Below are 25,865 nucleotides of genomic sequence, written 5' to 3' on the forward strand. Positions count from 1 at the left end.
AATGGTAGTAGGCGATTTCGCAGTTGAATTAGATACAGTTGTGATTGGTTCCGGACCTGGTGGCTACGTGGCTGCCATCCGTGCTGCACAAATGGGACAAAAAGTAGCAATTATCGAACGGGAATGGATCGGCGGCGTTTGTTTGAACGTTGGTTGTATTCCTTCAAAAGCTTTGATTGCTGCTGGACACCGTTATCAAGAAGCTTTGAACTCTGAAATTTTCGGAGTGACTGCTGAAAATGTAAAACTTGATTTTACAAAAACACAAGAATGGAAAGACAACAAAGTTGTTAACACTCTGACAAGTGGGGTTACTTACTTGTTGAAGAAAAACAAGGTTGAAATTATCATGGGGACTGCATTCTTTAATGATGCAAACACATTGCGTGTTTTCACTGAAGATGCTGCTCAAACATATACTTTCAAAAATGCAATTGTTGCAACTGGTAGTCGCCCAATCGAAATCAAAGGTTTCAAATTTGGCGGACGTGTCATCGACTCAACTGGTGGTTTGAACTTGAAAGAAGTTCCTAAGAAACTAGTTATCGTTGGTGGTGGGGTTGTTGGTACTGAACTAGGAACAGCTTACGCAAACCTAGGTGCAGAAGTAACAATTCTTGAAGGTTCTCCACAATTGTTGCCATCTTTTGAAAAAGACATGGTTAAACTTGTTGAAAAATCATTCAAAGATAAAGGTATCAACTATGTAACAAATGCAATGGCTAAAGAGGCTGTTGATAACGGAGACAGCGTAACTGTTAAATATGAAGCAGCTGGTAAAGAAGAAGCAATCGAAGCTGACTACGTAATGGTAACAGTTGGTCGTCGTCCAAACACAGATGATTTAGGTTTGGAAGTAGTAGGTGTTGAAATGACTGAACGTGGTTTAGTTAAAGTAGATAACCAAGGACGCACAAACGTCAAGAACATCTATGCTATCGGAGATATCACACCTGGGGCTGCTCTTGCTCATAAAGCAAGTTATGAAGCTAAAATTGCTGCTGAAGCAATTTCTGGCAAACCAGCTGCTATCGATTACACAGCAATGCCTGCAGTTGCCTTTACAGATCCTGAATTGGCTACAGTTGGTTTGACTGAAAAAGAAGCAAAAGAAAAAGGCTTGAACGTTAAAGGGCATAAATTCCCATTATCAGGTAACGGTCGTGCGTTGTCATTGAACGCTACTGAAGGGTTCGTTCGTTTAGTAACGACTAAAGAAGACAATGTTATCGTTGGTGCACAAGTTGCCGGCGTGAGCGCATCTGACGTAATTGCTGAATTAGGTTTAGCAATTGAATCAGGCATGAACGCAGATGACATTGCATTGACAATCCATTCTCACCCATCCCTATCTGAAACAGTTATGGATGCTGCAGAATTGGCATTGGGATTACCAATCCATATTTAAGATGCTTGTATAAACCCAGAAACAGGACTTTTGTCTTGTTTCTGGGTTTTCTTTTTTAAAAGAGGTGTTATTCTGTGTTATGATTAGAGAAACTATTGTGGAGGTTACGAATGAAAAATTATAGTTATCCACTTGATTTAGATTGGACACACGCAGAGATGGTGAAAGTGGTGTCTTTGTGGAATGCAGTCGAATCTGCCTATGAGGGTGGGATTAGCCGTGAAGAATTTATAAAAAAATATCGTGCATTTAAAGAGGTTGTTCCTTCTAAAGGTGAAGAAAAACAATTGGGCAATGCATTTGAGAAAATTTCCGGCTATTCATTGTACCAAGTGGTTAAAGCTTCACAAAATGAAAATAAAACCATTAATATGGATAAACAAAGAAAGTAGGGGGATGCAGTATGGATTATGTAGCAATGGCCGAAATGGTTCGTGAGTGGGTAAATGAAGCCGGAGATATATTACGTGAATCCTTAACTGATACCTCGATTAAGATCGAAGAGAAGTCAGCGCCCAGTGATTTAGTAACCGAAATGGATCGTTTTATTGAAGCATTCTATGTCAATAAAATTCGTGAGAATTTCCCTGATCACAAAATATATGGGGAAGAGGGAACTTATGATGAAATTAACGACCTCTCGGGTTTCATCTGGATAATTGACCCAATTGACGGCACGCTGAATTACGTTAAACAAAAAAGTAATTTTTGTACGATGCTGACTCTATTTAATGATGGGGAGGGCGTTTTAGCGTTTATAAATGATGTTATCAATAAAAGGGTTTATCATGGGGTTAAAGGGCATGGTGTTCGTTGTAATGACGAAATACTAGAACCTGTACCCAACCATACCTTAAAAGATGGCCTGGTAGCCTTAAATACAAAAATGGTGATGCTTCAGCCCGAAACTTCCAATAAAATCGTGAAGGAAGCATTAGGAGTTCGTTTGATCGGATCGGCCGGGTTGGAAATGGTTCAGGTGCTAACGAATCGTGTTTCTGCTTACGTCACAACGCCATTAAATTCTTGGGACATTGCACCTGGTTACATGTTAGGGACAGAACTTGGCTTATGTTTCACGCGTACAGACGGCTTACCAATCAATCTAATGGAAAAAAATCCTATAATCATTGCAAATTCAACGACTCACCAGGAAATTGTAAGTAAGTTTATCAATTAAAAACAATATTTTTCCATAGTAAGCTTTTCTCTTCCCAAACAAAAGCTGCCATGGTACAATGTAACAGTTGAAAAAGTACTTGAGATAAGTGAAAATATTGAGACAATATTTTCCGTAACCAGTTGAGCGACCCTTAGACTAATCAAAGTTGGGGTCTTTCTTTTTGGCAGTAAACAAGCGGAGGAATAATAAATGAAATTAAGAGAAGATATTAGAAATATCGCGATTATCGCCCACGTTGACCACGGTAAAACGACAATGGTTGACGAGTTATTGAAAAATTCTGATACCTTGGATGCACGTGCGAATCTTGAAGAACGCGCAATGGACTCCAATGATATTGAAAAAGAACGTGGTATTACAATTTTAGCGAAAAACACTGCAGTTTCTTATAAAGGAAACCGCATCAACATCATGGACACACCAGGTCACGCGGACTTTGGTGGAGAAGTAGAACGTATCATGAAAATGGTTGACGGTGTATTACTTATTGTCGATTCTTACGAAGGAACAATGCCGCAAACACGTTTTGTATTGAAAAAAGCTTTGGAACAAAAATTGATTCCAATCGTTGTTATTAACAAGATCGACAAACCAACTGCTCGTCCTGCAGAAGTTGTGGATGAAGTATTGGAATTGTTCATTGAACTAGGCGCAGACGATGACCAATTGGAATTTCCGGTTGTTTATGCCTCTGCATTAAATGGTACTTCAAGCTTGTCTGATAACCCAGCCGATCAAGAAGAATCAATGGATGCTATTTTTGATACGGTATTGGAACATATTCCAGCACCTATTGACAACTCTGATGAACCACTTCAATTCCAAGTAGCGATGTTGGATTACAACGATTTCGTTGGCCGTATCGGTATTGGACGTGTATTCCGTGGAACAATCAAGGTTGGTGACCAAGTTTCCTTGATGAAACTTGATGGTACAGTTAAAAACTTCCGCGTCACAAAATTATTCGGTTACTTCGGTCTAGATCGTATAGAAATCAACGAAGCCGTTGCTGGTGATTTGATCGCCGTTTCAGGTATGGAAGATATCTATGTGGGTGAAACAATTACTCCTGTTGACCATCAAGAAGCTTTGCCTGTCTTGCATATTGATGAACCAACATTACAAATGACTTTCTTGACAAACAACTCACCATTTGCTGGTCGTGAAGGTAAATTCGTTACTTCCCGTAAAATGGAAGAGCGCTTGATGAAAGAATTGCACACAGACGTTTCATTGCTTGTAGAAAACACAGCTTCACCAGATGCATGGATTGTTTCCGGTCGTGGAGAGCTTCATTTGTCCATCTTGGTTGAAAACATGCGTCGTGAAGGTTTTGAATTGCAAGTATCCCGTCCAGAAGTAATCATCAAAGATTTCGATGGCGTTAGATGTGAGCCGTTTGAACGTGTGCAAATCGATACCCCTGAAGAATACATGGGTTCTGTTATTGAATCATTGAGCTTGCGTAAAGGTGAAATGCAAGATATGGTTAACCCAGGTAATGGTCAAGTACGTCTTATTTTCCTTGTTCCTTCTCGTGGTTTGCTTGGTTATACGACAGAATTCTTGTCTATGACACGTGGTTACGGAATCATGGCTCATACATTTGATTCTTATTTACCAGAATTAACAGGTAAAATTGGCGGCCGTCGTAACGGTGCACTTGTTTCTACTGAAACTGGTAAAGCAACAACTTACGGAATCATGGGTGTTGAAGACCGTGGTACAATTTTTGTTGAACCAGGTACTGACATTTATGAAGGCATGGTTGTTGGTGAAAATGCCCGTGAAAACGACATTGCTGTAAACATCACCAAAGCTAAACAACAAACTAACGTCCGTTCAGCTAATAAAGATCAAACGAACGTTATCAAACGTCCTCGTATCTTGACTTTAGAAGAATCTTTGGAATTCATGGGCGAAGACGAATATTGTGAAATCACACCAAAATCTATCCGTCTGCGTAAACAAATTCTGGATAAAAACGAACGTGAAAAAGCTGCAAAACGTAAGAAAAAAGCAGTAGAAGGCGAAAACTAATAAAATATAGGACACCCCTCATCTCGATGACATTCGATATGAGGGGTGTCTTTTCTTTCAGACATGCATAAGGGTGTTGTGGCAACTAAAATGGTTTCATGTGCTGTAAACTTATGTGCTATAATAAATAAGACTCAATAAATGCTTGGAGGGGAATAAAGATGGACGCGATAACGAGGGAATTGGCATTTCAATTATTGATAGATGAAACTGAAAAAGTTTATACCCTAATCGATAGTCAAAAACAACATCTGTGTTTTGCAGCCTGTCCGGCCTTTGAGGAAGTTGTAGATACGCAATTATACGGCCTATCAAAACAAATTGATTATGCCGTAAAATTAGGTGTATTGGACCAAAATGCAGGTATGAAGATTTTGAGTGATTTGGAATATTCTTTAAATAACATGTATACCAACTACTATGAACAGAATAAGAATAACCCGCAATTTAAAGGGGAATAAGTTATGAATAAAACAGAAAATTCCGTATTTTCCAGTGTAAAACGAAAAATTAAGCTGTCAGATTGGAAGCTGATTATTCCGTATTTGGTATTATTAGGAACCGGGATCTTAATGGTTTATAGCTCCAGTAGCTACTTCGCCATGAGTCAATTTAATAATTCAGAATATTTTTTAATCAGACAATTTATATTTTCAGTCGGAAGTTTGCTGGTTGTGTTTCTGGGTTCCACACTATCGAAAAGACTGTTTACCTCGACAAAGTTCTTGGGAACGAGTCTCGTTGTCATATTTTTTCTACTCCTTTATGTACTATTAAAAGGAATAGCAGTAAATGGCGCGAGTGCTTGGATAGATTTAGGACTTTTTTCCGTCCAGCCATCCGAACTCCTGAAAATTATTATGGTTTTGTATCTCGCTACCTTCCTCTCAAGAAATGAGGAGAAGTTTGCTGATATACGGTCAGCTGAAGGTACAAATATATTTAAAAAGATTTTCGCAGTGGCTAAAAAACCCATTCTAGTTATCGTCACGCTTTTATTTTTAGTTTTAATCCAGCCCGATATGGGTGGGGTCATTATAATTGGGGCGATTTGCTTAACGATGCTTTTGATGAGTGGACTTCCATTTTGGATAGGGTTAATGACGTTTGGTGGGGTCATCGCTTTTTACTTAGCTTTTATTGGATTAATTAAATGGCAAGGCGGCTTGCCATTTCTACCCGGGTATATGATGGACCGCTTCACGGCTTTTCTTGATCCCTTTGCGGATGCTAAAGATTCTTCCTTCCAGTTAGTAAATTCTTTCTATGCTTTGGCAAGGGGGGGACTATTTGGAGTAGGAATCGGCGAAAGTGTGCAAAAAACAGGCTATCTACCCGAATCCTATACAGACTTCATTATTCCAATTATGGCTGAAGAACTGGGATTGATACGGGTATTGTTGGTTCTATTGACTTTCTTTTATCTCGTATTCCGTATCTTCAAAATTAGTTTAGGAATAAAGGATTCTTTTGGACAATTGGTTTGTATTGGAATGGGGACACTGTTCCTTGTACAGGGTACGATTAATGTCGGAGGAGCAGTAGGGATTTTACCTTTAACCGGGGTCACGTTTCCTTTCGTAAGCTACGGTGGATCCAGTTTGATTGTTTCTTCTGTTGCTTTGGCCATCGTCAATAATATATATATTAATGATCGTTTAATACATGCGCGATTGGATTAGGATGGTACTATTTGTTTAAGAAATTTTTTTTATTATTTGCTTTGTTGATAATGGGGCTGTATTACGTCCCCATTTTGTATAGTGAACGGGAGATAGTATCTGAGCCGATAACTACAAATCCTAATTATGCGACTTCGATGAATGCGGACGATACAGTATACCCGTTGCCCGTCAGTGGCTTCGAACATTATGTGGGACAACCTGTTCAAGCTTATGTAGACCGTCATGGTGATCCTGACAAGGTTTATTCCGATGAGGCTGAAGGTAAGAGTTGGTGGACTTACCACTTGGATTTAAGTGAATTTATTCAACTCGAAATTCAGGATGAGGTTATTCAGTCTCTTTTTGTACTGGGGAGTGATATCCAGACCGGTGCCATTCAGATAGGGATGAATCGCCAAAATGTTTATGATGAGACAGCATTAGGCAATCATTTCGATTTTAAGGCTCATGGACAACAATACTCTCTTACATTAAAAAGAGAAGAATGGGAATACTTCCCCTTAGTCCAGTTTGACAATAATAGCTTCGCTGTGTTGTATTTCCATCCAGAAACTCATGAAATTTATGGCATTCGCTATTTATCTCCGGAGACATTGCTGGGCTTAAATTACTACGAAATTGCGGGCAATGACTCGACGTCAAAGCGTGTAAGCGCCAATGAATCAAACCACTTGATGGAGCATTATATAAATGCGGTACGCAACGAATTTGAGACTGCTTCTCTTGTTAAATCAGAAGCATTATCCATATATGGTCAGGAACTTTTAAAGGAAGAAGGATTAAATTCGCTTACTTTTAAGGGCTTGTCCGAAGAAACGAAGCTAAGAGTAGAAAATGAAGGGAAAACTGTCGAATTTTTAATCGGTGATGAAATAATTGATCCGGCTATGCGATTTGGATTATTATTTTTGGATGAAACTAACCGACGACTACTTCTCAATTCACGATTTACCGCTTTTTCAATCACGAAAATAAATGATGATTTAGTGTTGGTATTTGAATCTGGAAAGGTGGGTTCAGATGATTATTAATGAAGAATTATTTGCCATTGAATCGCAATGTGAGCGCATGCTGGCACTTATTAGAAATTCTGTTGCGATGCACACTTTCAAGCTCGCAAAAGAAGCTTTAGAAGACTCCGAGGAAGCGCAAGAAAAAATAAGGCATTTTAACCATATAAAAACTGAATTTGAAAAAATAGAAGCATACGGATCATATGCGCCGGGATTTAAAGAACTGCGTACTAAACTATTTGCATCAAAGCGTGAAATGGACTTGGATGATGTTATCTACAATTACCGCATTGCCGAAAGAGATTTGCAAGTTCAACTGGATTTGATTGCAAAGAAACTAGCTACAGCAGTATCTGAAAATATTTTGGTTTCTGCTGGGGATGCTTTTTCATTATCAATGATTGGGTTGCCGGCAGCATGTGAAATTCATTTAGGAAAGAGGAAAGATATTGAGCTTTGAAGCAACCAAAAGACAAGGCATCATTATTTGGGTATATACATTGCGTCAATTGAAAAACCTTCGACGTTTTGGCTATATCCATTACGTTTCAAACCGTCTGAAATATATTGTGATGTATGTCGATAAAGATCAGATAGAAGAAAAAATCAAACATTTAAATAGTTTACATTATGTACGTAAAGTTGAGAGGTCATATCGACCCGATATTGATATGACATTTTCTGACAGCTTGAGCCAGTTCAAGAAAAAAAATGAGACAGTAGAATCATAACGGGGGAATAGTTATGCGTGTTATAGCAGGTGAATATAAAGGGCGGCCATTGAAGGCTGTGCCAGGTGATAATACACGACCCACAACAGACAAGGTTAAAGAATCCATTTTTAATATCATTGGCCCCTATTTTGATGGGGGCTATTGTTTTGACATGTTTTCTGGTAGTGGGGGGTTAGCAATCGAGGCAGTATCCCGTGGAATCGATCATGCTTTACTATCTGAAAAGAATCGAAAAGCAATCCAGATTATTCATGAAAACATTGAAAAGACCAAAGAACCTGAAAAATTTACGGTGATGATAGGCGATTCCCGGAAAAATTTGGTTCAATTTGCTGAGACGAATCCTGGTATTACATTTAAACTTGTGATTATAGATCCGCCCTATAAAGCAGAAAAAACAGAAGCAGACATTCAATTATTGTTGGCACACCATTTGATTGATGAGAATACGACTTTGGTATGTGAAATGGATCGTATTAACTCACTTCCTGAAGAAATCGACTCCTTCTACAAACGGAAACGGGTTGAATATGGAACGATAGCAATAGAAGTTTTTGAAGGAAAAGAGGAAGGTGTGCAGTAATGGATAAAAAAATAGCAATATTTCCAGGTAGTTTTGATCCTTTAACAAATGGCCATGTAGATCTTTTGACGCGAGCTTCGCGTCTTTTTGATGAAGTGGTTGTGGCTGTGGCTACAAATATTACTAAACAATCACTTTTTAATGGAGAAGAGCGCGTAGCTTTGGCGGAAAAAGTCTTGGCCGACATACCCCATGTCCGGGTTGTACGTCATACAGGTGGCTTGACGGTTGATATGGCCAAAAAATTAAAAGCAACCGCTCTGATTCGCGGGATTCGCAACGTTAAAGACTTTGAATATGAAGAGAGCATAGCAATGATGAATCGGACTCAGTTTCCAGAGTTGGAAACTGTTTTTATTCTGGCTTCGGATCGCTATCGATTCCTGAGTTCCAGTCTAATTAAAGAAGTAGCAATGTTCGGTGGCGATGTTTCCGAATTATTGCCTCCCGTAGTTAATGCAGCAGTAATTGAAAAGTATGCGGGGCAAAAAAATAAATAAATATTTTAGTGGTTGCTATTCAAGTTTTCACTCAAGGAGATGAATGAGGCATTGAATTATGATGTAATAATTATCGGATGGGGCAAAGCTGGGAAAACATTAGCCAAACAATTTGCAACATCGAGAAAAAAAGTTGCGATTATCGAAAAGACAAAAGCAATGACAGGCGGTACCTGTATAAATATTGCCTGCATTCCTACTAAGGTACTTGCTGTTGATTCAGCGACAGGGATATCATTTGACCAAGCTTTCATACGCCGAAATCTTGTTGTTCAAAAGCTCAATGAAACTAACTACGCCAATCTCGCTAATGAAGATACTGTTGATATTTATTTTGGTGAAGGTTCATTTAAAAATGATGAAGTAATCGTCGTACGTGGTGGGGACGAAAGTATTGAATTGACTGGAGAACTGGTATTTATTAACACTGGGGCGCAAAGTATTTTGCCGGACATTGCTGGATTAAAGGACAGCAATTTTGTTTATGATTCAACGCAACTGCAGGAGTTGCCTACAGTGCCACAGACGTTGGGGATATTGGGTGCTGGGAATATTGGGTTGGAATTTGCTTCCATTTATGCCGGATTTGGATCAGCAGTCACGTTGATTGAGTCCAGTTCCAAAATCCTGAAGCGGGAAGAGCCTGAGATTCGTGAAGCAATACTGGAAGTGTTGGCGAATCGTGATATTCAACTCTTACTGGAAACCGAAGTTGTCACTGTTCACAATGATGATAGTGGTATTCATTTGGAAACAAAAGCCGGCGAAATGTATACTTTTGATGTGTTATTAGTCGCGACTGGTCGTAAACCAAACGTTGAGGGATTGGGACTAGAAAACACTTCAATTAAACAAACGGAAAACGGCGGTATCTGGACAAATGAATTTCTTCGTACTTCCGTTGATAATGTTTTTGCATTAGGAGATGTAAGAGGAGAAGAGCAATTCACCTATGCTTCCCTGGATGATGCGCGTATCATCAACAGCTATCTCTATGGAGACCATGCGTATACTTTGGCAGAACGAAAAAATTTGCCCTCTAGTGTTTTTATCGAACCGCCTTTCGCTCGTGTCGGTCTAACAGAAGAAGAGGCTATTGAAGCTGGACTTCTGGTGAAGACAAATGTCCTGCCAGTGGCTAAAATGCCAAGAGCGCATGTCATAAATGACAAACGCGGTCTTTTCAAAGCCGTCATTGAAGAAGGAAGCAATCGAATCGTGGGTGCTAGCTTGTTTGGCCAAGAATCACCAGAGATTATCAATATTATCAAACTGGCGATGGATAATGATTTATCGTCAACGGTGCTGAAAAACCAGGTTTTCACGCATCCAACGATGGCAGAAAACTTGAATGACCTATTTCAATAACTTGCGGTTCTTGGTTATCTGGTGTTGGTGAAGGAAATGCCCTTCGGCCTGCGTGTTTGCTTGTGTACTGCCGTGGGACCGCCCTGAGCCTGTAGTCTCCGGGCTTGCAAGCCTCAAAGGGACCGTAGACGCTGAAGCATCAACGGTCCCTACTTTCGCATTGCATCCTTGACACGGCCACAAGCAACCCTACCGTCCTTCGGGATTTCCGAGAAGAATACCTACCAACACCATAAATAATAGAACCAATATTATAGAGCCTGACTTGCAAACCACCCGTAACCGGGTGGTTTTTTGTTTTTCCAATTACTTTGAAAATAATTTTGAGCAAAATAAAACTTTTTGCGTTTTTTTGCTTATATATACATAGGAGGTGAAACAGTGGAGAAATATAAAAAATGGCGGGTTCTCATTCTTGCCAGCATAGGTCTTATTCAACTAATCGTTATCATATTTATCATATTATCTTCGAATACGAAAGAAACGGAGGAGCCACCCAATTCTTGGTTAATGGAGTCCCAAGTTGAAGTAATGAGTGAGACTTCCTCAGAGTTAGAGCCGATTTTTTGGGTAGTGGATGTTAAAGGCGCAGTAGTCAAACCTGGTATATATGAAGTCGCTAAAAATATGCGGGTTCAAGATGCCATTGATTTGGCTGGTGGTATCTTGCCAGATGCGGAAACACGCCATCTTAATTTTGCCCAGCACCTTATGGACCAAATGCTGATATATGTTCCTTTGAAAGGAGAAGAGAGTGAAACAGAACCAGCTGATTCAATCCAGATTCCAGGGTCTGAAACAACTGACAATGAAAAAATAAATATAAATACAGCTGATGAAATGGCACTCCAAACTTTGCCCGGAATAGGGGGAAAGAAAGCCCAGCAAATCATAAGTTATCGTAGTGAAAATGGCTCTTTCACAACAATTGAAGATATCATGAATGTCAGTGGGATTGGACAAAAAACGTTTGATTCTTTTAAAGAGCTTATATCAGTTAAAAATTAAATCGGAGCATTCTGGACAAGGATAAAAAAATAGGTGGCATCACTTTTTTTATGGTGTATGATGGAATAAAAGGAGTGATGGGTGGATGCAACAAAGAATTCCCTGGAATCAATATTTTATGGCACAAGCAGTTTTATTATCATTGAGAAGTACATGTAAACGATTGGAAGTAGGCGCAACAATTGTTCGCGACAAGCGTATTATTGCAGGGGGCTATAATGGTTCTGTGTCTGGGGATGCCCATTGTATTGATGAGGGTTGTTATATAGTTGACGGACACTGTTTACGAACCATCCATGCTGAAATGAATGCCATTCTGCAGTGTGCGAAATTCGGGGTTCAGACTGAAGGCGCAGAAATCTATGTTACGCATTTCCCGTGTTTGCAATGTATGAAAATGATTCTTCAAGCGGGGATTAAAAAAATCTATTACTTGAGGGATTATCATAACCATGAATATGCAATTGCTTTGTTAAATAAAATGAATATTCCTTACGAACAAGTTTCCTTAAATCCTGAATATTTTAAATCCTTAACTGAAATGCCTCCAATTGAAGCGGAGGGCACAACCGGATATGACACTTGCTGCCAAGAACATCATCCAAAAGAATAAAGGCTATTATTTATTATGCAGTTTAACAGCCATTTCCCTCATCGTTCTCATTTTGTCTCCTAAAAATGGGTTCGCTTGGGGGATTTTTGGGTTGTTTGTGGCGCGTACTTTTGCCATGCGTTTTCGACCACTCTGGTTAAGCACACTCATTATTCTAATCATTACCGGAACTCTAACGGTGTTGAATGAAGTCACAAATCGAACGATTTTAACACCTGCAATAAAAAGTGGAATTATTCGCATTGATCCCAATGAATATAGAGTGAATGGAAACAGTTTGAGTGGCACCGGGTGGCTATTGGATGAGTCAGTTGCCTTTTACCATCAGATGCAAAGTGAAGAGGAACAAGCGTATTGGCTTGATTTAACGATTCCTGTTCATGTACAAGCTCATTTTATTTTGGAAGAACCTGAATCGGCAACAAACCGTTTTCAATTCGATTATCAGGAATACCTCTACCGAAAGGGTATCCATTGGACCGTAGAAATAGAAAAAATCTCATCGATTACGGCCGACACCGCTTTTAACGGTTATTTTTCTAAATTTCGAACAGAGTCATTACGTTATCTAAAAAAAGGTTTACCGGATGATAAAACGGCTGATTATATAATGGCAATGTTGTTCAATCAAACGGATGATATTGAACGCTTAGCAATGACAGCTTACCGAAAGATTGGTATCTTACATATCTTTTCGATATCAGGCATGCACATTCATTTCTTGATTTCAGCACTGGAGTATGGTCTACTGCGCATCGGAATAACCAGAGAAACGACACGTCCGCTACTACTGGTCACCGTCCTCTGTTATGGCTTTCTAACCGGAGGAGGTATAGGTGTTTTCCGGGCATTGTTTACACATGCTGTTCTCCTGGTTTCAGGTGTGTTGGGAGAAGAGGTGGATGTAAAGGATGCTTTTGCGTTTGCCATCTTATTCGCTTTATGGCAAAACCCTTATCTTGTTTTTAGTATTGCTTTTCAGCTGAGTTATACATTATCGGGATTATTGTATTTTTTGAGTCCAAGATTCAAGGGGATGAAACGTCATGCCTTTATCAAGGATTTGTTGCTTTCTGTTATGATGACGACAGTATCCGGGCTTTTCCTGAGCTACCATTATTTTGAAATAACATGGATAGGGATGTTCGTTAACATTCTTTTCAGTTTCTTTTTTTCCAGTTTGCTCTTCCCCGTCTTTTGGTTATTAGCCATGCTGTCTTTATTGCGTTTTCCTGTTTCTGTTGTTTCGCTGCTCACACAAAAAGTGGCTTTTCTGTTGGAATATTTGGAAAAATGCTCACAATGGCTTGCAGATGCCAACTGGCTATTGATGATAACGGGAAGGCCTGGACTTATCTGGTATCTATTGTTAGGAATCATCATAATCATTTTTTTGACGGCAATTGAGCAGAGAAAATATCAATATACAATGACTTTGATCCTGATTGGTGGCTTTACAGGTTTTTACCTACTTCCCCTTATTAATCCAGAAGGGCGCGTTATTATGCTGGATGTGGGACAGGGAGATGCTATTCTAATTAAAATGCCTTATCGGGAACAAACCGTACTGATTGATACGGGGGGAGTCGTTTCATTCAATAGTGAAGAAGCTGCCTGGAAAATAAGAGAGAGCAGTGATAAGCATGGTCGGGATTTGGTATCGGCCATCAAAGCTGAAGGGGTTACGCATTTGGACGCGGTATTACTGACCCATAGTGATTCAGATCATATTGGCAATCTTGGTTATCTAGCCAATGAGATAAAGATAAATAAATTGTTCATTGCCAGTGGCATGGAAGAAACGGCTACGTTTCAAGCGGAAATGAAAGAGATTAGAAAATTGCCTCCAATAGTGCCCTTGATTTCCAATAAAACGTTCAGGGTGGATTCACTCATTTTTCAAGTGTTGAATCCCGAAACTAAACGAGCAGGGGAAAATAATGATTCGTTGGTCTTGTACAGTCGTATTGGCAGTTTAAATTGGCTCTTTACGGGGGACTTGGAAGAAAAGGGGGAGCGTGAGCTGATGAAACGCTATCCCGCTTTAAAAGTCGATATTTTGAAAGTGGGACACCATGGTAGTATAACATCTACTTCGGAAAGCTTTTTAAAACAAATAAATCCCGAGGTTGCATTTATTTCTGTGGGGAGAAACAATCGTTATGGCCATCCAACCACAGAAGTAATCAAGCGGTTGGACGAAAATGCAACCAGGATATACCGGACCGATTTGAATGGAGCGGTCCATTACATTTTTAAAGGACAAGAAAAATGGATAGATATTATGCTACAATAAGAGCATTAAAAGACGATTGTGATGTGAAAGAATGAGTTACGCAACAGAAATAGCTAATATTAAAAAGGGGCAGTTTAATCCCATTTATTTGTTGTTAGGAACGGAATCCTATTTCATAGAAGAAGCAAGGGCTGCTTTAATGGAATATGTCGTTCCGAAAGAAGACCAGGAACTTAACGTTGGTATGTACAATATGGATGAAGTCCCATTGGGGAATGCTTTGGAAGATGCTGAATCTTTACCGTTTTTCGGGGAACGACGTCTTGTCATTATCGATAACCCTATCTTTTTGACGGGTGAGAAACCCAAGGGGAATTTGGAACATGATGTTGCCTGGTTGGAATCGTATTTGGAGAATCCTTCTGAGTCGACCATCCTGGCAATATTTGCCCCTTATGAGAAGCTTGATAATCGTAAAAAAATAAGCAAGTTACTTAAAAAGCATGCGACAACAATTGATGTTAAACCTTTAGAAGCAGATGCCAGTCGCAAATTTCTTAGTCAGATGATAGCAAATGCCGGTTACAACATGGATCGCCAGACAGTACAATTTTTCTTTGAACGCATCGAAGACCAACTTTCCAAAGGCGTGCAAGAATTAGAAAAATTATTCCTGTCAGCCAGAGATGATAAAATAATCACCAAACAAATGGTTGAGGATTTAGTTCCGCGTAATTTGGAACAAAATATTTTTGAGATTGTCACGTACGTAATGAAAAAAGATGCTGAAAAAGCCATTCGGATTTATCGGGATTTGTTATTACAAAAAGAAGAACCCATCAAAATCAACGCTATCCTACTGGGACAATTTCGGTTGTTGATTCAGGTGTTTTTGTTATCTAAGCAAGGATACCAACAACCAGATATGGCTAAAGTCCTAAAAATACATCCTTATCGGGTTAAATTGGCAAGTCAGCAAATCCGTAAAATGGACGGACAGAAACTCATGCAGGCTTATTTGGGGTTAGTCGAAACAGAAGAGAAGATGAAAACAGGAGATGGAATGAAAGAAGTTCAATTTGAATTATTCATGTTGAAATATGCCAATACTTGATGAACACAAAAAAACAGACCGCCTAAACGGTCTGTTTTTTCATGAAAATTATTTGTTCAATTTTTTAGCAAGACGTGATTTGTCACGAGCTGCTTTATTAGCGTGGATTAGACCTTTAGAAGCTACAGAATCGATTGATTTGATTGCAGCTTGTAATAGAGTTTCGCTGTTTTCTGCACCTTCAGCTACGGCTGCTTCATATTTTCTGATAGCAGTACGCATAGCACTCTTTTGAGTATTGTTCAATTCGTTTGCTTTTTCGCTTGTGCGAACGCGTTTGATTGCTGATTCGATATTTGGCATTGGGTTCACCCCTCTTTCGGTATTTCTGTTTAGTCAGACAATTGTTGCCAACACGCCATATTATACAGAAATTCCAAGTTAAATGCAATAAAAAGTGGAAATACTCCAAATTGTTTTCATAATGCTTGATAGTTGGCGAATGAATGTTCTGGTGTTAGAATAGAGTGAGCACATATTACGGGTTTGTATGTAAGGAGAATCATAACAAATGGATCAATTTAAATTAGAATCGCAATACCAACCGAGTGGAGACCAACCGACTGCCATTCAACAGTTAGTTGAGGGTTTGAAAAAGGGTACCGATGCCCAAATTTTATTGGGTGCAACCGGTACTGGTAAAACTTTTACGGTTGCCAACGTTATTCAAGAAGTTAATAAACCCACTTTGGTGTTAGCGCACAATAAAACCTTGGCCGGCCAATTATATAGCGAGTTGAAGGAGTTTTTTCCTAATAATGCTGTTGAATATTTTGTCAGTTACTATGACTACTATCAACCAGAGGCGTATGTCCCATCCAGCGATACTTTTATTGAAAAAGAAGCCAGTGTCAATGATGAGATCGATAAATTGCGCCACTCTGCGACCAGTTCTTTAATAGAAAGACGCGATGTAATTGTGGTGGCGTCTGTTTCGTGTATCTATGGTTTAGTAAACCCGATGAACTACCGTGATCACGTTCTTTCCATTCGTAAAGGAATGACAATGGAGCGCAATGATTTATTAAGGCGTTTGGTTGATATGCAGTTTGAACGCAACGATATTGATTTTCAAAGGGGGCGCTTTCGGGTTCGTGGGGATGTCGTTGAAATTTTCCTCGCTTCACGAGACAGTGAAGCAATACGGGTCGAATTTTTTGGGGATGAAATTGATCGCATCCGGGAAATCGACGTTTTAACGGGGGAAATAAAAAACGACGTCGACCATTTCCCTGTTTTTCCAGCCACTCACTTTGTGGCAAATGAGGAACAGACATTACATGCAGTGGATACGATACGGGCTGAATTAAAAGAGCGTTTAGCCGAGTTAAGGGCAGATAACCGTTTATTGGAAGCCCAACGTCTGGAACAGCGTACGAATTATGATATGGAAATGTTAATGGAAATGGGCTACTGTAACGGTATTGAGAACTACTCACGGCACATGGATGGACGTAAACCAGGAGAAGCACCCTATACCCTACTGGATTTCTTTCCGGAAGATTATTTAATTGTGGTAGATGAATCCCATATGACCATGCCACAAATTCGAGGTATGTATAATGGAGATAAAGCTAGAAAACAACAATTAATTGACTACGGCTTCCGTCTTCCATCGGCACTCGATAACCGTCCTTTGAAATTGGAAGAGTTTGAGAATCATGTAAATCAAATCATCTATATTTCAGCAACCCCTGGTCCGTATGAATACGAAAAAACCGATCAAATTGCTCAACAGATTATTCGACCGACCGGCTTACTGGATCCAATTGTTGAAGTCCGTCCAATTAAAGGGCAAATCGACGATCTTATTGGCGAAATCAACGTGCGGGCAGAGCGGAACGAGCGCGTCTTTATTACGACCTTGACGAAGAAAATGTCAGAAGACCTGACCGACTATCTGAAGGAAGTGGGCATTAAAGTTAAGTACTTACACAGCGATATTAAAACGTTGGAACGAACCGAAATCATTCGCGATTTACGTTTAGGTGAGTTTGACTGCCTAATTGGAATCAACTTGTTACGAGAAGGTTTGGATGTTCCGGAAGTTTCATTGGTAGCTATATTAGATGCCGATAAAGAAGGTTTCTTGCGAAGTGAGCGGGCATTGATTCAAACGATTGGTCGTTCAGCACGTAATGAGCACGGCCGTGTCATCATGTATGCTGATAGAATAACGGATTCAATGAAAAAGGCGATGGATGAAACCAGCCGTCGTCGTAGCATTCAAGAAGCTTACAATAAAGAACATGGCATTACACCCAAGACCATTATTAAAGAAGTACGCGGCTTAATCGCCATCACCCATGCACCGGAGGATGTTGGTGAAACAGGAAGTACCTATGAAATCTTCAAAGCCATGAATAGGGAACAGAGACGAGAACTACTGGATCAAATTGATATGGAAATGCGACAAGCAGCTAAAGAATTGAACTTCGAGAAGGCTGCAGAATTACGTGATATTATTCTGGAACTGAAATCAGAGTATAAAGGCTTGTAATATTTTACTTGCGCTTTTATTATAAATGCGGTATTATAGCCTAGTCTAAATGACGAACCTTTTTCTTGGTTTTGCGAATCACCAACGCATTTCTCAGACTAAGGCATTATAAAAGAAGAGGTGAAAAAGAATGGCAATTTCAAAAGAACGTAAAAATGAAATCATCAAAGCATACGCTGTTCACGAAGGGGATACTGGTTCTCCAGAAGTACAAATCGCTGTATTGACTGAAGAAATCAACCACTTGAACGAACATGCACGTGTACACAAGAAAGACCACCACTCATACCGTGGTTTGATGAAAAAAGTTGGTCACCGTCGTAACTTGTTAGCTTACTTGCGTAACAAAGATGTGGCTCGCTACCGTGAACTAATCCAAAAATTAGGTCTACGTCGTTAATCATAACTAATGAAATGGATTCTCCCCGTGAGAATCCATTTTTTTTTGCAGAGTAGGGTTTTATGAGAATAGGGAGTTGGACATAACTAATCACACATGTAATATTTCCGATTTCATATATAATGAATATAAACAAAAAAAGGGGGGATTGATCATGAACCACAAAATATCTCGACACACCGAACTCACGACACGCGGTATGAACGCGGAACGCAAACGCGACAAACAAGCGGTGCAAAAGGAGCACGCCCGCCCGGATGAGGCGACGGTCATCGTATCAAAACCAAGCCTGTTCAGGAAATGGCTGGAAAAGTGGCGGAAAAAATAGTCCGGAAGAAACTTGGAACTGTAGACACACCTTGTATCCTTTCGGAAGGTTATATCCGATCAGAATTCCTTATTGAACTTTTGCACAATGTTTTTTGGTTAAAACTCATTTCTGCGTGTCAAACGGCAATGTTTAAGATATAATAGATTATGACTTCCTATGCTTGGCACTACTTTACAAACGTGAGGGTTTTAAATTGAAACCTTGACCTTTGTTAAGTAGTCAGCAATTTAGGAAAGTAAATTAAAAGGGGATTATACGCATGACAGAAAAGAAAGTATTCCAAATGGAATGGGCAGGCCGTCCATTACAAGTGGAAATTGGCCAAGTAGCCAAACAAGCAAATGGTGCAGTTTTGGTACGTTATGGCGATACGGTAGTATTGACTGCCGCTGTAGGAACAAAAGAACCAAAAGATACTAACTTCTTCCCATTAACTGTAAATTATGAAGAAAAAATGTATGCAGTGGGTAAAATCCCTGGTGGATTTATTAAACGCGAAGGTAGACCAAGTGAACATGCAACGTTAACAGCGCGTATGATTGACCGCCCAATTCGTCCAATGTTTGCCGACGGATTCCGTAATGAAGTTCAAATTACAAATACAGTAATGTCTGTGGAACAAGATTGCACACCGGAAATGGCTGCAATGCTAGGGTCTTCATTGGCACTATCTATTTCTGATATTCCTTTCAGTGGACCAATTGCAGGTGTGAATGTCGGTCGTGTAAACGGTGAACTTATTCTTAATCCGACACCAGCACAAATGGAAGAGTCTGATATCGAATTGACTGTTGCCGGTACAAAAGAAGCAATCAATATGGTAGAAAGTAGCGCCAAAGTAGTTGCTGAAGAAGATATGTTGCAAGCTCTGTTATTTGGCCATAAAAATGTTAAAGAACTTTGTGAATTCCAGGAACATATTGTTGCTGAAATTGGTAAAGAAAAAATGGAAGTAAAATTACTTTCCCATAATCCAGAACTAGTGGCAGAAGCAAATGAAAAATTCAGTGCTAAAATGAAAGACGCAATCCTAACAAAAGAAAAACTAGAGCGTTATGACAATATCGATGCGGTTAAAGCTGAGATTACTGATTACTTTACCGAGAAATACATGGAAGCAGAAAACTTCGTGGATATCATCAAGGAAATCGATCAAATTGCGGATGGAATCGAAAAAGAGCAAGTACGTCGTCTGATTACTGTAGACAAAATCCGTCCGGACTTCCGTCAATTGGATGAAATCCGTTCTTTGGATTCAGAAGTAGGTCTATTACCACGTGTTCATGGTTCAGGTATGTTTACGCGTGGACAAACACAAGCAATTTCCGCAGCTACTTTGGCACCACTTGGTGAGCACCAAATTTTGGATGGTTTAGGCGTTGAAGAAAGCAAACGTTTCATTCATCACTATAATTTCCCACAATACTCAGTAGGTAGCACAGGTCGTGCCGGCTCAGCTGGACGTCGTGAAATCGGGCATGGGGCACTTGGGGAACGTGCTTTGAAACAAGTCATTCCTGATGCAGAAGATTTCCCATACACAATCCGTTTGGTGGCAGATGTTTTAGAATCTAACGGTTCTTCTTCACAAGCAAGTATTTGTGCGGGGACATTAGCATTGATGGATGCAGGGGTTCCTATTAAAGCACCTGTAGCTGGTATCGCAATGGGTCTTGTTAAAGACGAAACAGACTACACAATCTTGACAGATATCCAAGGTATGGAAGACCACTTGGGTGATATGGACTTTAAAGTTGCTGGTACAAGAGAAGGTATTACTGCCTTGCAAATGGATATCAAGATTGATGGTATCACCGACCAAATCCTGGAAGAAGCATTGATTCAAGCTAAACAAGCACGTATCGAAATTCTGGATCACCTGGAGTCAGTTCTTGCTGAACCACGTACAGAATTATCTCCTTACGCACCGAAAATTGAGATGATGCAAATCAAACCAGATAAAATTAAAGTTGTTATCGGTAAAGGTGGCGACACAATCAATAAGATTATTGAGGAAACAGGTGTCAAAATCGATATCGATCAAGAGGGTAATGTCAGCATTGCTTCTGCAGATGCAGCGATGATTCAACGTGCGAAAGAAATCATTGAAGAATTGACTCATGAAGTAAAAGTTGGCGAAATTTACGAAGGTACCGTTAAACGAATTGAAAAATTTGGTGCTTTTGTAGAAATCACTAAAGGAAAAGATGGACTTGTTCATATTTCTGAAATTGCTAAAGAAAGAATCAAGCAAGTTGAAGATGTATTGGCAATTGGCGACAAGATTAAGGTTAAAGTTATCGAAATCGATAGACAAGGTCGCATCAATCTATCCCGCAAGGTATTACTAGAAGAACAAGAATAATATTAAACGGAAGAAGTACGGTATTTCCGTACTTCTTCATTTAATTTGTTGTTTATGTGTTTCGAGAGGAGATATTAAGTGCACGATTATATGGAAGCAGTTATAAAATTAGTAGATTTAAAGCAAAATTTACCGATTAATGAAAGCGTATTTAATGGTTTGAGACAAGCGATTATCCAGGGGATTATTCCAGCTGGGGATAGAATTAATGAAAAGGAGTATGCTGAAAGACTCAATATTAGCCGTACCCCTATCCGGGAAGCACTCCGTAGACTTGAAAAAGAGCAATTAGTGGAAAAGATTCCTGGATATGGGACAGTCGTAAAGAAAATTACGGTTGGAGATGCCATTGAAATATTTAAAATCCGTAAAGTATTGGAAGTTTTGGCAACAACGAATGCAATGCATATTATGTCTGAGGAAGATTATGCAGAATTGCGTGAATTGTTGGAAAGAACAGACGAAGCAAACAATAACGATGACGTAAAGCTAGTGACGGAATTATTTGGAGAGTTTAATGCCATGATTTACCGTTTTAGCAAAATGCCACGTTTGGCACATATAGTAACGGCCTTAAGTGAATACTTAAAACGTTTCCGGGATATTTCCCTGCGTGGGAAGGCGCGTCGTGATAAAGCGATTAGCGAACACTGGATGATTTATGAGGGAATGCGAGACCGTGATGAAGAACGTATCACGCTGATTATCACCAAGCATTTAGACTATTCCAAGGATAATATCATTATGGAGATGGTTGAAGGGGAAGCTCGAGATGGAAGATAACAAGATAGATTATTGGTGCCTTAAACTCAGCACTCTAGCAGAGCAAGCGTTGTTAACCGAAGCCGTTTTGACTCCCAAACCCGGATTGGTGGATGCTCATGATGCTGGGTCACATAAGGATATGGATATCCATACCTTTATCCAGAGCGCCACTGCTTTTAAGGAACCATTTTCAGAACTCGTTAAATTGGGCCTTACCTATAATGGGGCCCTTTCAGAACTATTACCCCACATTCGAAAAATTGGGATTGAGGCTGAGAAGCGCATGTTTAACGAAACAAAGGGAATAAATACCCATAAAGGGGTTGTTTTCTCGCTTGGGATTCTTTTAACTTCATACGGGCTTTATTTACAAAGAAATCCTCACGTAAACAACTTTACAGCCGGGGATACAGTAGCAGTCATCGAGATTGTCAAGGAAATTACTGATGGTTTAGTAAGTCGGGAACTTTCTAATTTGCATAAAAAAGCCTTTTTGACGCATGGCGAAAAACTCTATCAAAAATATGGGATAACTGGGGTTCGTGGTGAGGTTGAACAAGGATTCCCCTCTGTCATGGTGGAAGTACTGCCTTACTTACGAAAAACAGTTGGAATGGACTTAAATAAGCGATTGTTGGATTCTTTATTTTTATTAATGGCTACTACTGAAGATTCTAATATTATCCATCGCAGTAATATCGAAACCCTGCAAGACGTAAAGAGACGATCTAAAGCGTTTATACAAGCTGGAGGGATGTCGCAAAGAGAAGCAATTGAACAAGTGAAAGAAATGAATCAGGATTTCATGGCCTTGAATATAAGTCCAGGAGGATCCGCGGATTTACTTTCCGTTGCAATTTTGATAAGTAAAGTAGAAAAAATTATAGATTAAAAAGGCTTTATAATAAATGGTGTTGGTAGGTATTCTTCTCGGAAATCCCCCAGACTACAGGCTCAGGGCGGTCCCACGGCAGTACACAAGCAAACACGCAGGCCGAAGGACATTTCCTTCACCAACACCAGATAACCAAGAACCATTTAAAAAAACCAACCTGGGAAAATTTCCAGGTTGGTTTTTTGGATTTTCTTTTATTTGAATAATGGAACAGAACCAGTTATTGCTGCTACAGCGATGAAAATGATAAAGATTCCAGTCGCCCATTTAGCAGATTCTTTTTGCCATTCACCCATATCCAAACCTGTTAGATTTAGTAGTAAATAGATGAAAGCAACAAGTGGACTTAGCAAGTGGTAAGCTTGTCCAAGGAGGGAAGCGACCCCAAGTTCCATAGCCGTGAATCCATATTGAGCACCGGCTTCCGATAATACAGGTAACACACCATAGTAAAAGGCATCGTTGGACAGGAAGAATGTACCAGGTGCTGATAATAAAGCTGTAAGCAGTCCCCACCATCTTCCGAAGCTTTGAGGGATGATAGCTGTCAAACTTTCTGCCAATGCAACAGCCATGCCAGAACCGGTGAATAGCCCCATAAAAATACCTGCACCAAGAACTAAAATTACAACCTGAACAGCATCACCAGCATTGTCCTGGATACGATTTTTTTGATCTTTCAATGAACTATAGTTAATCACAAGTGCGAGAGCAGTACCCACCAAGAATAGGAATACAGATGGGAAAGTACCAGCCATCAGCATAACGATTAAAGCAACAGTCATAATTGCATTAATCCATACTTTTTCTGGACGTCTCATAGCTAATTCTTCAGGATCCGTCACGGCAGTTAATTCTTCGATTTCTTCTTTAGTTAGTTTTGTTACACCAATGCGTTTTCTTTCTTTAATACCCATGTAATAAGCAACACCCAGCATGAATATTACAGAAGCAATCATACCCGGCATTAGAGCACGTAAAATTTCTTGCTCATCAAGGTTCAATACAGAAATAACCCGAGCTGTAGGTCCGCCCCAAGGCAATAGATTCATGATTGTGTTCATCAAGATAATCAAAACACCTAAGTTCATCATCTTTAAGCCCAGTTTTTTATAGATAGGAATAAACGCAGTACATGTGATTAATGTAGTCGTCGTTCCATCTCCATTCAAGGATACGGATGCAGCAACGACAGCGGTTGCGATTAATACTTTGACAGGGTCACCATTAGCAAATTGAATCATTTTTTTAGTAACAGGATCAAACAGTCCCGCATTAAGCATGATCGCGAAATATAGAATAGCAAATAGTAACATCACACCAGTTGTTGATACAGACTGAATCCCTTGAACAGCCCATTCACCAATAACCAAAATTTGATCAACAATGGTAGGATTTGCCACTTCCAGTAATTCAGAAGCTTGTTCGGTATAAAGACCGAAGAAAGAACCAATTAGTGCGAATGCAATTGGAACTAAAATTAGTGCTGAGAAAGGTGTCAGTTTCTTTCTCATGATTAGCGCCATAAAGACAATAATCATTCCCCAAGATAAAAACGTTAACATTTTGTTCACTCCTTTGAAATTTTTTGAACATGTTTAGTATAATGTAAAAAAACGTTTCCAACTACAGACAGAAAGGAAAAGAACACCAAAAAAAATTAACTTGAAAGCGTTTCTTGTTCATTACTGAATTAGTCAGTGTGTAAAACGCTTGATAACTAAGGGTTTTAAGCGTAAACCAGCATTAAAACACCAAAGACACTTAAAAAACAGGTTTATGTATGCCTTTTCTCTTATAATGTAAGAGTAAACATGAAGTGCAAAGGAGGGAAGCGAAATGGGATTATTTAATTGGTTCAGAAAGTCGGATCAAAAAGTAACACGTGCTCGTTCAACGGAAATTCTCAAACCCGATTCAGTTGAAATACGGCAAAAGCAGCCAGATACAGCTGCCAGAAGTGAAGTAGATTTCACATTACCAATTGATGACGAAGAAAAAGAGATTGTTTCTGTCATTGTCTCATCTATAGCAGCAGAGCATTACAGTGGAAAAAAGTTTCATATTAAGAAAATTACCCGAATTGATACGGATAAAGAGATTGCTGCCGCTATTGTGGGTGCCATAGCCGCAAATGACCAGCCAGATGCAAACTTCGTGTTAAGAAAAATAGAAAGAATAAACTAAAAAAGAGAAAGAAGGAAAAAATTATGTTAAGAAAATTCAGAGTTAACATCAATGGTAAAGAGTATATGGTAGAAATGGAAGAGTTGACCCCAGGGGCATCCCAACTTCAAAATCAAGTGGTGGAAACAACACACCCTGTTCCTCAAGCCGCACCTGTAGCACCTACAACACCAGCAGCACCAACAACACCCGTTCAACCAGTAAGTGGTGAAGGTGAGGAAATCACTTCTCCAATGCCTGGAAACATTCTGGATATCAAGGTTAAGGTAGGTGACGTTGTGGAAGAGAACCAGGTTGTGGCAGTTTTGGAAGCAATGAAAATGGAAAATGAAATTGTGGCTCCTCGCGCAGGAACGATTACGGCAGTTTCTGCAACCAAAGGTGCACCAATCGATGTTGGTGAACCCATCGTTTTCATTAATTAATTTGTAAAGATAGAACGGAGGAACACATAAGTGGATACAATTGTACAAGGTATTTTATCAGTGACACCCGGCCAACTAACCATGATGGTCATCGGAATGGTGTTGATGTATTTAGGAATCAAAAAGGAATATGAACCAACATTGCTTGTCCCAATGGGATTGGGAGCCATTTTGGTAAACTTCCCGAATTCAGGTTTGGTAACGCAAGCAGGCAGCGACATGAAAGGCGTCTTGAATATCCTGTTTGAAGCAGGAATTGAAACGGAATTATTTCCCTTATTGATTTTCATCGGTATCGGCGCAATGATTGACTTTGGTCCATTGTTGCAAAATCCATTCATGTTCTTGTTTGGTGCGGCAGCGCAATTTGGTATCTTCTTTACGATTATTGTAGCTGTGATGTTTGGCTTCAACTTGGAGCAAGCCGCATCTATCGGCATCATCGGTGCAGCCGATGGCCCAACGTCCATTTTCGTGGCGAATGCCTTGGCACCTGATTTGTTGGGACCAAT

27 protein-coding genes are annotated in these 25,865 nt (G+C 39.7%); 25 read left to right on the forward strand and 2 right to left on the reverse strand.

What is annotated here, in order from left to right:
• Position 1: 1 nt before the first annotated feature.
• The 16 genes from lpdA (at position 2) to holA (ending at position 15,485) form a co-directional block, all read left to right on the forward strand.
• Positions 2-1,408 carry a dihydrolipoyl dehydrogenase gene (gene lpdA, locus ACTU7M_RS07540; protein ID WP_443473771.1) on the forward strand — a complete coding sequence of 469 codons (1,407 nt, stop codon included), beginning with the start codon at positions 2-4 and terminating at the stop codon, positions 1,406-1,408.
• A gap of 110 nt (positions 1,409-1,518) precedes the next feature.
• Positions 1,519-1,800, forward strand: a complete 282-nt coding sequence (locus ACTU7M_RS07545) for a UPF0223 family protein (protein WP_443473772.1) — start codon at positions 1,519-1,521, stop codon at positions 1,798-1,800.
• A gap of 11 nt (positions 1,801-1,811) precedes the next feature.
• Positions 1,812-2,588, forward strand: coding sequence for an inositol monophosphatase family protein (locus tag ACTU7M_RS07550; protein ID WP_443473773.1), 777 nt, complete (start codon positions 1,812-1,814; stop codon positions 2,586-2,588).
• A gap of 192 nt (positions 2,589-2,780) precedes the next feature.
• Positions 2,781-4,631 (forward strand): translational GTPase TypA, encoded by a 1,851-nt coding sequence (typA, locus tag ACTU7M_RS07555; protein WP_443473774.1) that lies wholly within the window; start codon positions 2,781-2,783, stop codon positions 4,629-4,631.
• Between the two features lie 161 nt (positions 4,632-4,792).
• Complete coding sequence (locus ACTU7M_RS07560; protein WP_443473775.1) at positions 4,793-5,092, forward strand: DUF1507 family protein; 300 nt, start codon at positions 4,793-4,795, stop codon at positions 5,090-5,092.
• A gap of 3 nt (positions 5,093-5,095) precedes the next feature.
• On the forward strand, positions 5,096-6,313 hold the full coding sequence (locus ACTU7M_RS07565; RefSeq protein WP_443473776.1) for an FtsW/RodA/SpoVE family cell cycle protein: 1,218 nt from the start codon (positions 5,096-5,098) through the stop codon (positions 6,311-6,313).
• An 11-nt stretch (positions 6,314-6,324) separates the two neighbouring features.
• Entirely contained in the window at positions 6,325-7,347 is a 1,023-nt protein-coding gene (locus ACTU7M_RS07570) for a CAP-associated domain-containing protein (RefSeq protein WP_443473777.1), read from the forward strand.
• Positions 7,337-7,789 (forward strand): YlbF family regulator, encoded by a 453-nt coding sequence (locus ACTU7M_RS07575; protein WP_443473778.1) that lies wholly within the window; start codon positions 7,337-7,339, stop codon positions 7,787-7,789. The genes ACTU7M_RS07570 and ACTU7M_RS07575 overlap by 11 nt, the downstream gene beginning before the upstream one ends.
• A complete protein-coding gene (locus ACTU7M_RS07580) occupies positions 7,779-8,060 on the forward strand; it encodes a YlbG family protein (protein WP_443473779.1) in 282 nt (93 codons plus the stop codon). The genes ACTU7M_RS07575 and ACTU7M_RS07580 overlap by 11 nt, the downstream gene beginning before the upstream one ends.
• Positions 8,061-8,073: 13 nt before the next feature.
• Complete coding sequence (gene rsmD, locus ACTU7M_RS07585; protein WP_443473780.1) at positions 8,074-8,646, forward strand: 16S rRNA (guanine(966)-N(2))-methyltransferase RsmD; 573 nt, start codon at positions 8,074-8,076, stop codon at positions 8,644-8,646.
• Positions 8,646-9,146, forward strand: coding sequence for a pantetheine-phosphate adenylyltransferase (gene coaD / locus ACTU7M_RS07590; protein WP_443473781.1), 501 nt, complete (start codon positions 8,646-8,648; stop codon positions 9,144-9,146). The genes rsmD and coaD overlap by 1 nt, the downstream gene beginning before the upstream one ends.
• 39 nt (positions 9,147-9,185) lie before the next feature.
• Positions 9,186-10,514: an FAD-containing oxidoreductase gene (locus ACTU7M_RS07595; RefSeq protein ID WP_443473782.1), complete on the forward strand. Its 1,329-nt coding sequence runs from the start codon at positions 9,186-9,188 to the stop codon at positions 10,512-10,514.
• 381 nt (positions 10,515-10,895) lie between these two features.
• Positions 10,896-11,522 (forward strand): helix-hairpin-helix domain-containing protein, encoded by a 627-nt coding sequence (locus ACTU7M_RS07600; protein ID WP_443473783.1) that lies wholly within the window; start codon positions 10,896-10,898, stop codon positions 11,520-11,522.
• 85 nt (positions 11,523-11,607) lie between these two features.
• Entirely contained in the window at positions 11,608-12,135 is a 528-nt protein-coding gene (locus tag ACTU7M_RS07605) for a ComE operon protein 2 (protein ID WP_443473784.1), read from the forward strand.
• Positions 12,098-14,431: a DNA internalization-related competence protein ComEC/Rec2 gene (locus tag ACTU7M_RS07610; RefSeq protein WP_443473785.1), complete on the forward strand. Its 2,334-nt coding sequence runs from the start codon at positions 12,098-12,100 to the stop codon at positions 14,429-14,431. The genes ACTU7M_RS07605 and ACTU7M_RS07610 overlap by 38 nt, the downstream gene beginning before the upstream one ends.
• Positions 14,432-14,462: 31 nt before the next feature.
• On the forward strand, positions 14,463-15,485 hold the full coding sequence (gene holA, locus ACTU7M_RS07615) for a DNA polymerase III subunit delta (protein ID WP_443473786.1): 1,023 nt from the start codon (positions 14,463-14,465) through the stop codon (positions 15,483-15,485).
• 48 nt (positions 15,486-15,533) lie between these two features.
• Here the strand turns inward: holA and rpsT are convergent, their stop codons facing one another.
• The gene (gene rpsT / locus ACTU7M_RS07620; protein ID WP_443473787.1) at positions 15,534-15,788 is read right to left on the reverse strand and encodes a 30S ribosomal protein S20; all 255 of its coding nucleotides are present in this window, start codon (positions 15,786-15,788) and stop codon (positions 15,534-15,536) included.
• 208 nt (positions 15,789-15,996) lie between these two features.
• Here rpsT and uvrB point away from each other — a divergent pair, with 208 nt between their 5' ends.
• The 6 genes from uvrB (at position 15,997) to citG (ending at position 22,738) form a co-directional block, all read left to right on the forward strand.
• Positions 15,997-17,985 (forward strand): excinuclease ABC subunit UvrB, encoded by a 1,989-nt coding sequence (gene uvrB / locus ACTU7M_RS07625; protein ID WP_443473788.1) that lies wholly within the window; start codon positions 15,997-15,999, stop codon positions 17,983-17,985.
• A gap of 130 nt (positions 17,986-18,115) precedes the next feature.
• Positions 18,116-18,385, forward strand: a complete 270-nt coding sequence (gene rpsO / locus ACTU7M_RS07630; RefSeq protein WP_443473789.1) for a 30S ribosomal protein S15 — start codon at positions 18,116-18,118, stop codon at positions 18,383-18,385.
• 154 nt (positions 18,386-18,539) lie between these two features.
• Positions 18,540-18,713, forward strand: a complete 174-nt coding sequence (locus tag ACTU7M_RS07635) for a hypothetical protein (protein WP_443473790.1) — start codon at positions 18,540-18,542, stop codon at positions 18,711-18,713.
• A 262-nt stretch (positions 18,714-18,975) separates the two neighbouring features.
• Positions 18,976-21,081, forward strand: coding sequence for a polyribonucleotide nucleotidyltransferase (pnp, locus tag ACTU7M_RS07640; protein WP_443473791.1), 2,106 nt, complete (start codon positions 18,976-18,978; stop codon positions 21,079-21,081).
• Positions 21,082-21,171: 90 nt separating this feature from the next.
• Entirely contained in the window at positions 21,172-21,864 is a 693-nt protein-coding gene (locus ACTU7M_RS07645) for a GntR family transcriptional regulator (RefSeq protein ID WP_443473799.1), read from the forward strand.
• Positions 21,854-22,738, forward strand: a complete 885-nt coding sequence (gene citG / locus ACTU7M_RS07650) for a triphosphoribosyl-dephospho-CoA synthase CitG (RefSeq protein WP_443473792.1) — start codon at positions 21,854-21,856, stop codon at positions 22,736-22,738. Before ACTU7M_RS07645 ends, citG begins: the two co-directional genes overlap by 11 nt.
• Before the next feature lie 197 nt (positions 22,739-22,935).
• Here citG and ACTU7M_RS07655 read toward each other — a convergent pair whose 3' ends face one another.
• Complete coding sequence (locus tag ACTU7M_RS07655) at positions 22,936-24,306, reverse strand: CitMHS family transporter (protein ID WP_443473793.1); 1,371 nt, start codon at positions 24,304-24,306, stop codon at positions 22,936-22,938.
• A gap of 274 nt (positions 24,307-24,580) precedes the next feature.
• Here ACTU7M_RS07655 and ACTU7M_RS07660 point away from each other — a divergent pair, with 274 nt between their 5' ends.
• The 3 genes from ACTU7M_RS07660 to ACTU7M_RS07670 form a co-directional block, all read left to right on the forward strand.
• Positions 24,581-24,928, forward strand: coding sequence for a hypothetical protein (locus ACTU7M_RS07660; RefSeq protein WP_443473794.1), 348 nt, complete (start codon positions 24,581-24,583; stop codon positions 24,926-24,928).
• A gap of 23 nt (positions 24,929-24,951) precedes the next feature.
• Positions 24,952-25,353, forward strand: coding sequence for a biotin/lipoyl-containing protein (locus tag ACTU7M_RS07665; protein ID WP_443473795.1), 402 nt, complete (start codon positions 24,952-24,954; stop codon positions 25,351-25,353).
• 30 nt (positions 25,354-25,383) lie between these two features.
• The coding region (locus ACTU7M_RS07670) for a sodium ion-translocating decarboxylase subunit beta (RefSeq protein WP_443473796.1) at positions 25,384-25,865 on the forward strand (482 nt) is incomplete at its 3' end.

Source organism: Jeotgalibaca sp. A122, from assembly GCF_052266715.1.
Taxonomy (GTDB): domain Bacteria; phylum Bacillota; class Bacilli; order Lactobacillales; family Aerococcaceae; genus Jeotgalibaca.

What these genes read in the sequence shown, in the direction of transcription:
- ACTU7M_RS07655 (WP_443473793.1), bottom strand. Translation starts at nt 24,306, where the DNA reads ATGTTAACGTTTTTATCTTGGGGAATGATTATTGTCTTTATGGCGCTA.
- ACTU7M_RS07560 (WP_443473775.1), top strand. Translation starts at nt 4,793, where the DNA reads ATGGACGCGATAACGAGGGAATTGGCATTTCAATTATTGATAGATGAA.
- holA (WP_443473786.1), top strand. Translation starts at nt 14,463, where the DNA reads ATGAGTTACGCAACAGAAATAGCTAATATTAAAAAGGGGCAGTTTAAT.
- rpsT (WP_443473787.1), bottom strand. Translation starts at nt 15,788, where the DNA reads ATGCCAAATATCGAATCAGCAATCAAACGCGTTCGCACAAGCGAAAAA.
- ACTU7M_RS07605 (WP_443473784.1), top strand. Translation starts at nt 11,608, where the DNA reads ATGCAACAAAGAATTCCCTGGAATCAATATTTTATGGCACAAGCAGTT.
- rsmD (WP_443473780.1), top strand. Translation starts at nt 8,074, where the DNA reads ATGCGTGTTATAGCAGGTGAATATAAAGGGCGGCCATTGAAGGCTGTG.
- lpdA (WP_443473771.1), top strand. Translation starts at nt 2, where the DNA reads ATGGTAGTAGGCGATTTCGCAGTTGAATTAGATACAGTTGTGATTGGT.
- coaD (WP_443473781.1), top strand. Translation starts at nt 8,646, where the DNA reads ATGGATAAAAAAATAGCAATATTTCCAGGTAGTTTTGATCCTTTAACA.
- ACTU7M_RS07635 (WP_443473790.1), top strand. Translation starts at nt 18,540, where the DNA reads ATGAACCACAAAATATCTCGACACACCGAACTCACGACACGCGGTATG.
- rpsO (WP_443473789.1), top strand. Translation starts at nt 18,116, where the DNA reads ATGGCAATTTCAAAAGAACGTAAAAATGAAATCATCAAAGCATACGCT.
- ACTU7M_RS07665 (WP_443473795.1), top strand. Translation starts at nt 24,952, where the DNA reads ATGTTAAGAAAATTCAGAGTTAACATCAATGGTAAAGAGTATATGGTA.
- pnp (WP_443473791.1), top strand. Translation starts at nt 18,976, where the DNA reads ATGACAGAAAAGAAAGTATTCCAAATGGAATGGGCAGGCCGTCCATTA.
- ACTU7M_RS07610 (WP_443473785.1), top strand. Translation starts at nt 12,098, where the DNA reads ATGACACTTGCTGCCAAGAACATCATCCAAAAGAATAAAGGCTATTAT.
- ACTU7M_RS07645 (WP_443473799.1), top strand. Translation starts at nt 21,172, where the DNA reads ATGGAAGCAGTTATAAAATTAGTAGATTTAAAGCAAAATTTACCGATT.
- ACTU7M_RS07660 (WP_443473794.1), top strand. Translation starts at nt 24,581, where the DNA reads ATGGGATTATTTAATTGGTTCAGAAAGTCGGATCAAAAAGTAACACGT.
- uvrB (WP_443473788.1), top strand. Translation starts at nt 15,997, where the DNA reads ATGGATCAATTTAAATTAGAATCGCAATACCAACCGAGTGGAGACCAA.
- ACTU7M_RS07545 (WP_443473772.1), top strand. Translation starts at nt 1,519, where the DNA reads ATGAAAAATTATAGTTATCCACTTGATTTAGATTGGACACACGCAGAG.
- ACTU7M_RS07575 (WP_443473778.1), top strand. Translation starts at nt 7,337, where the DNA reads ATGATTATTAATGAAGAATTATTTGCCATTGAATCGCAATGTGAGCGC.
- ACTU7M_RS07565 (WP_443473776.1), top strand. Translation starts at nt 5,096, where the DNA reads ATGAATAAAACAGAAAATTCCGTATTTTCCAGTGTAAAACGAAAAATT.
- ACTU7M_RS07595 (WP_443473782.1), top strand. Translation starts at nt 9,186, where the DNA reads ATGAATGAGGCATTGAATTATGATGTAATAATTATCGGATGGGGCAAA.
- citG (WP_443473792.1), top strand. Translation starts at nt 21,854, where the DNA reads ATGGAAGATAACAAGATAGATTATTGGTGCCTTAAACTCAGCACTCTA.
- ACTU7M_RS07550 (WP_443473773.1), top strand. Translation starts at nt 1,812, where the DNA reads ATGGATTATGTAGCAATGGCCGAAATGGTTCGTGAGTGGGTAAATGAA.
- typA (WP_443473774.1), top strand. Translation starts at nt 2,781, where the DNA reads ATGAAATTAAGAGAAGATATTAGAAATATCGCGATTATCGCCCACGTT.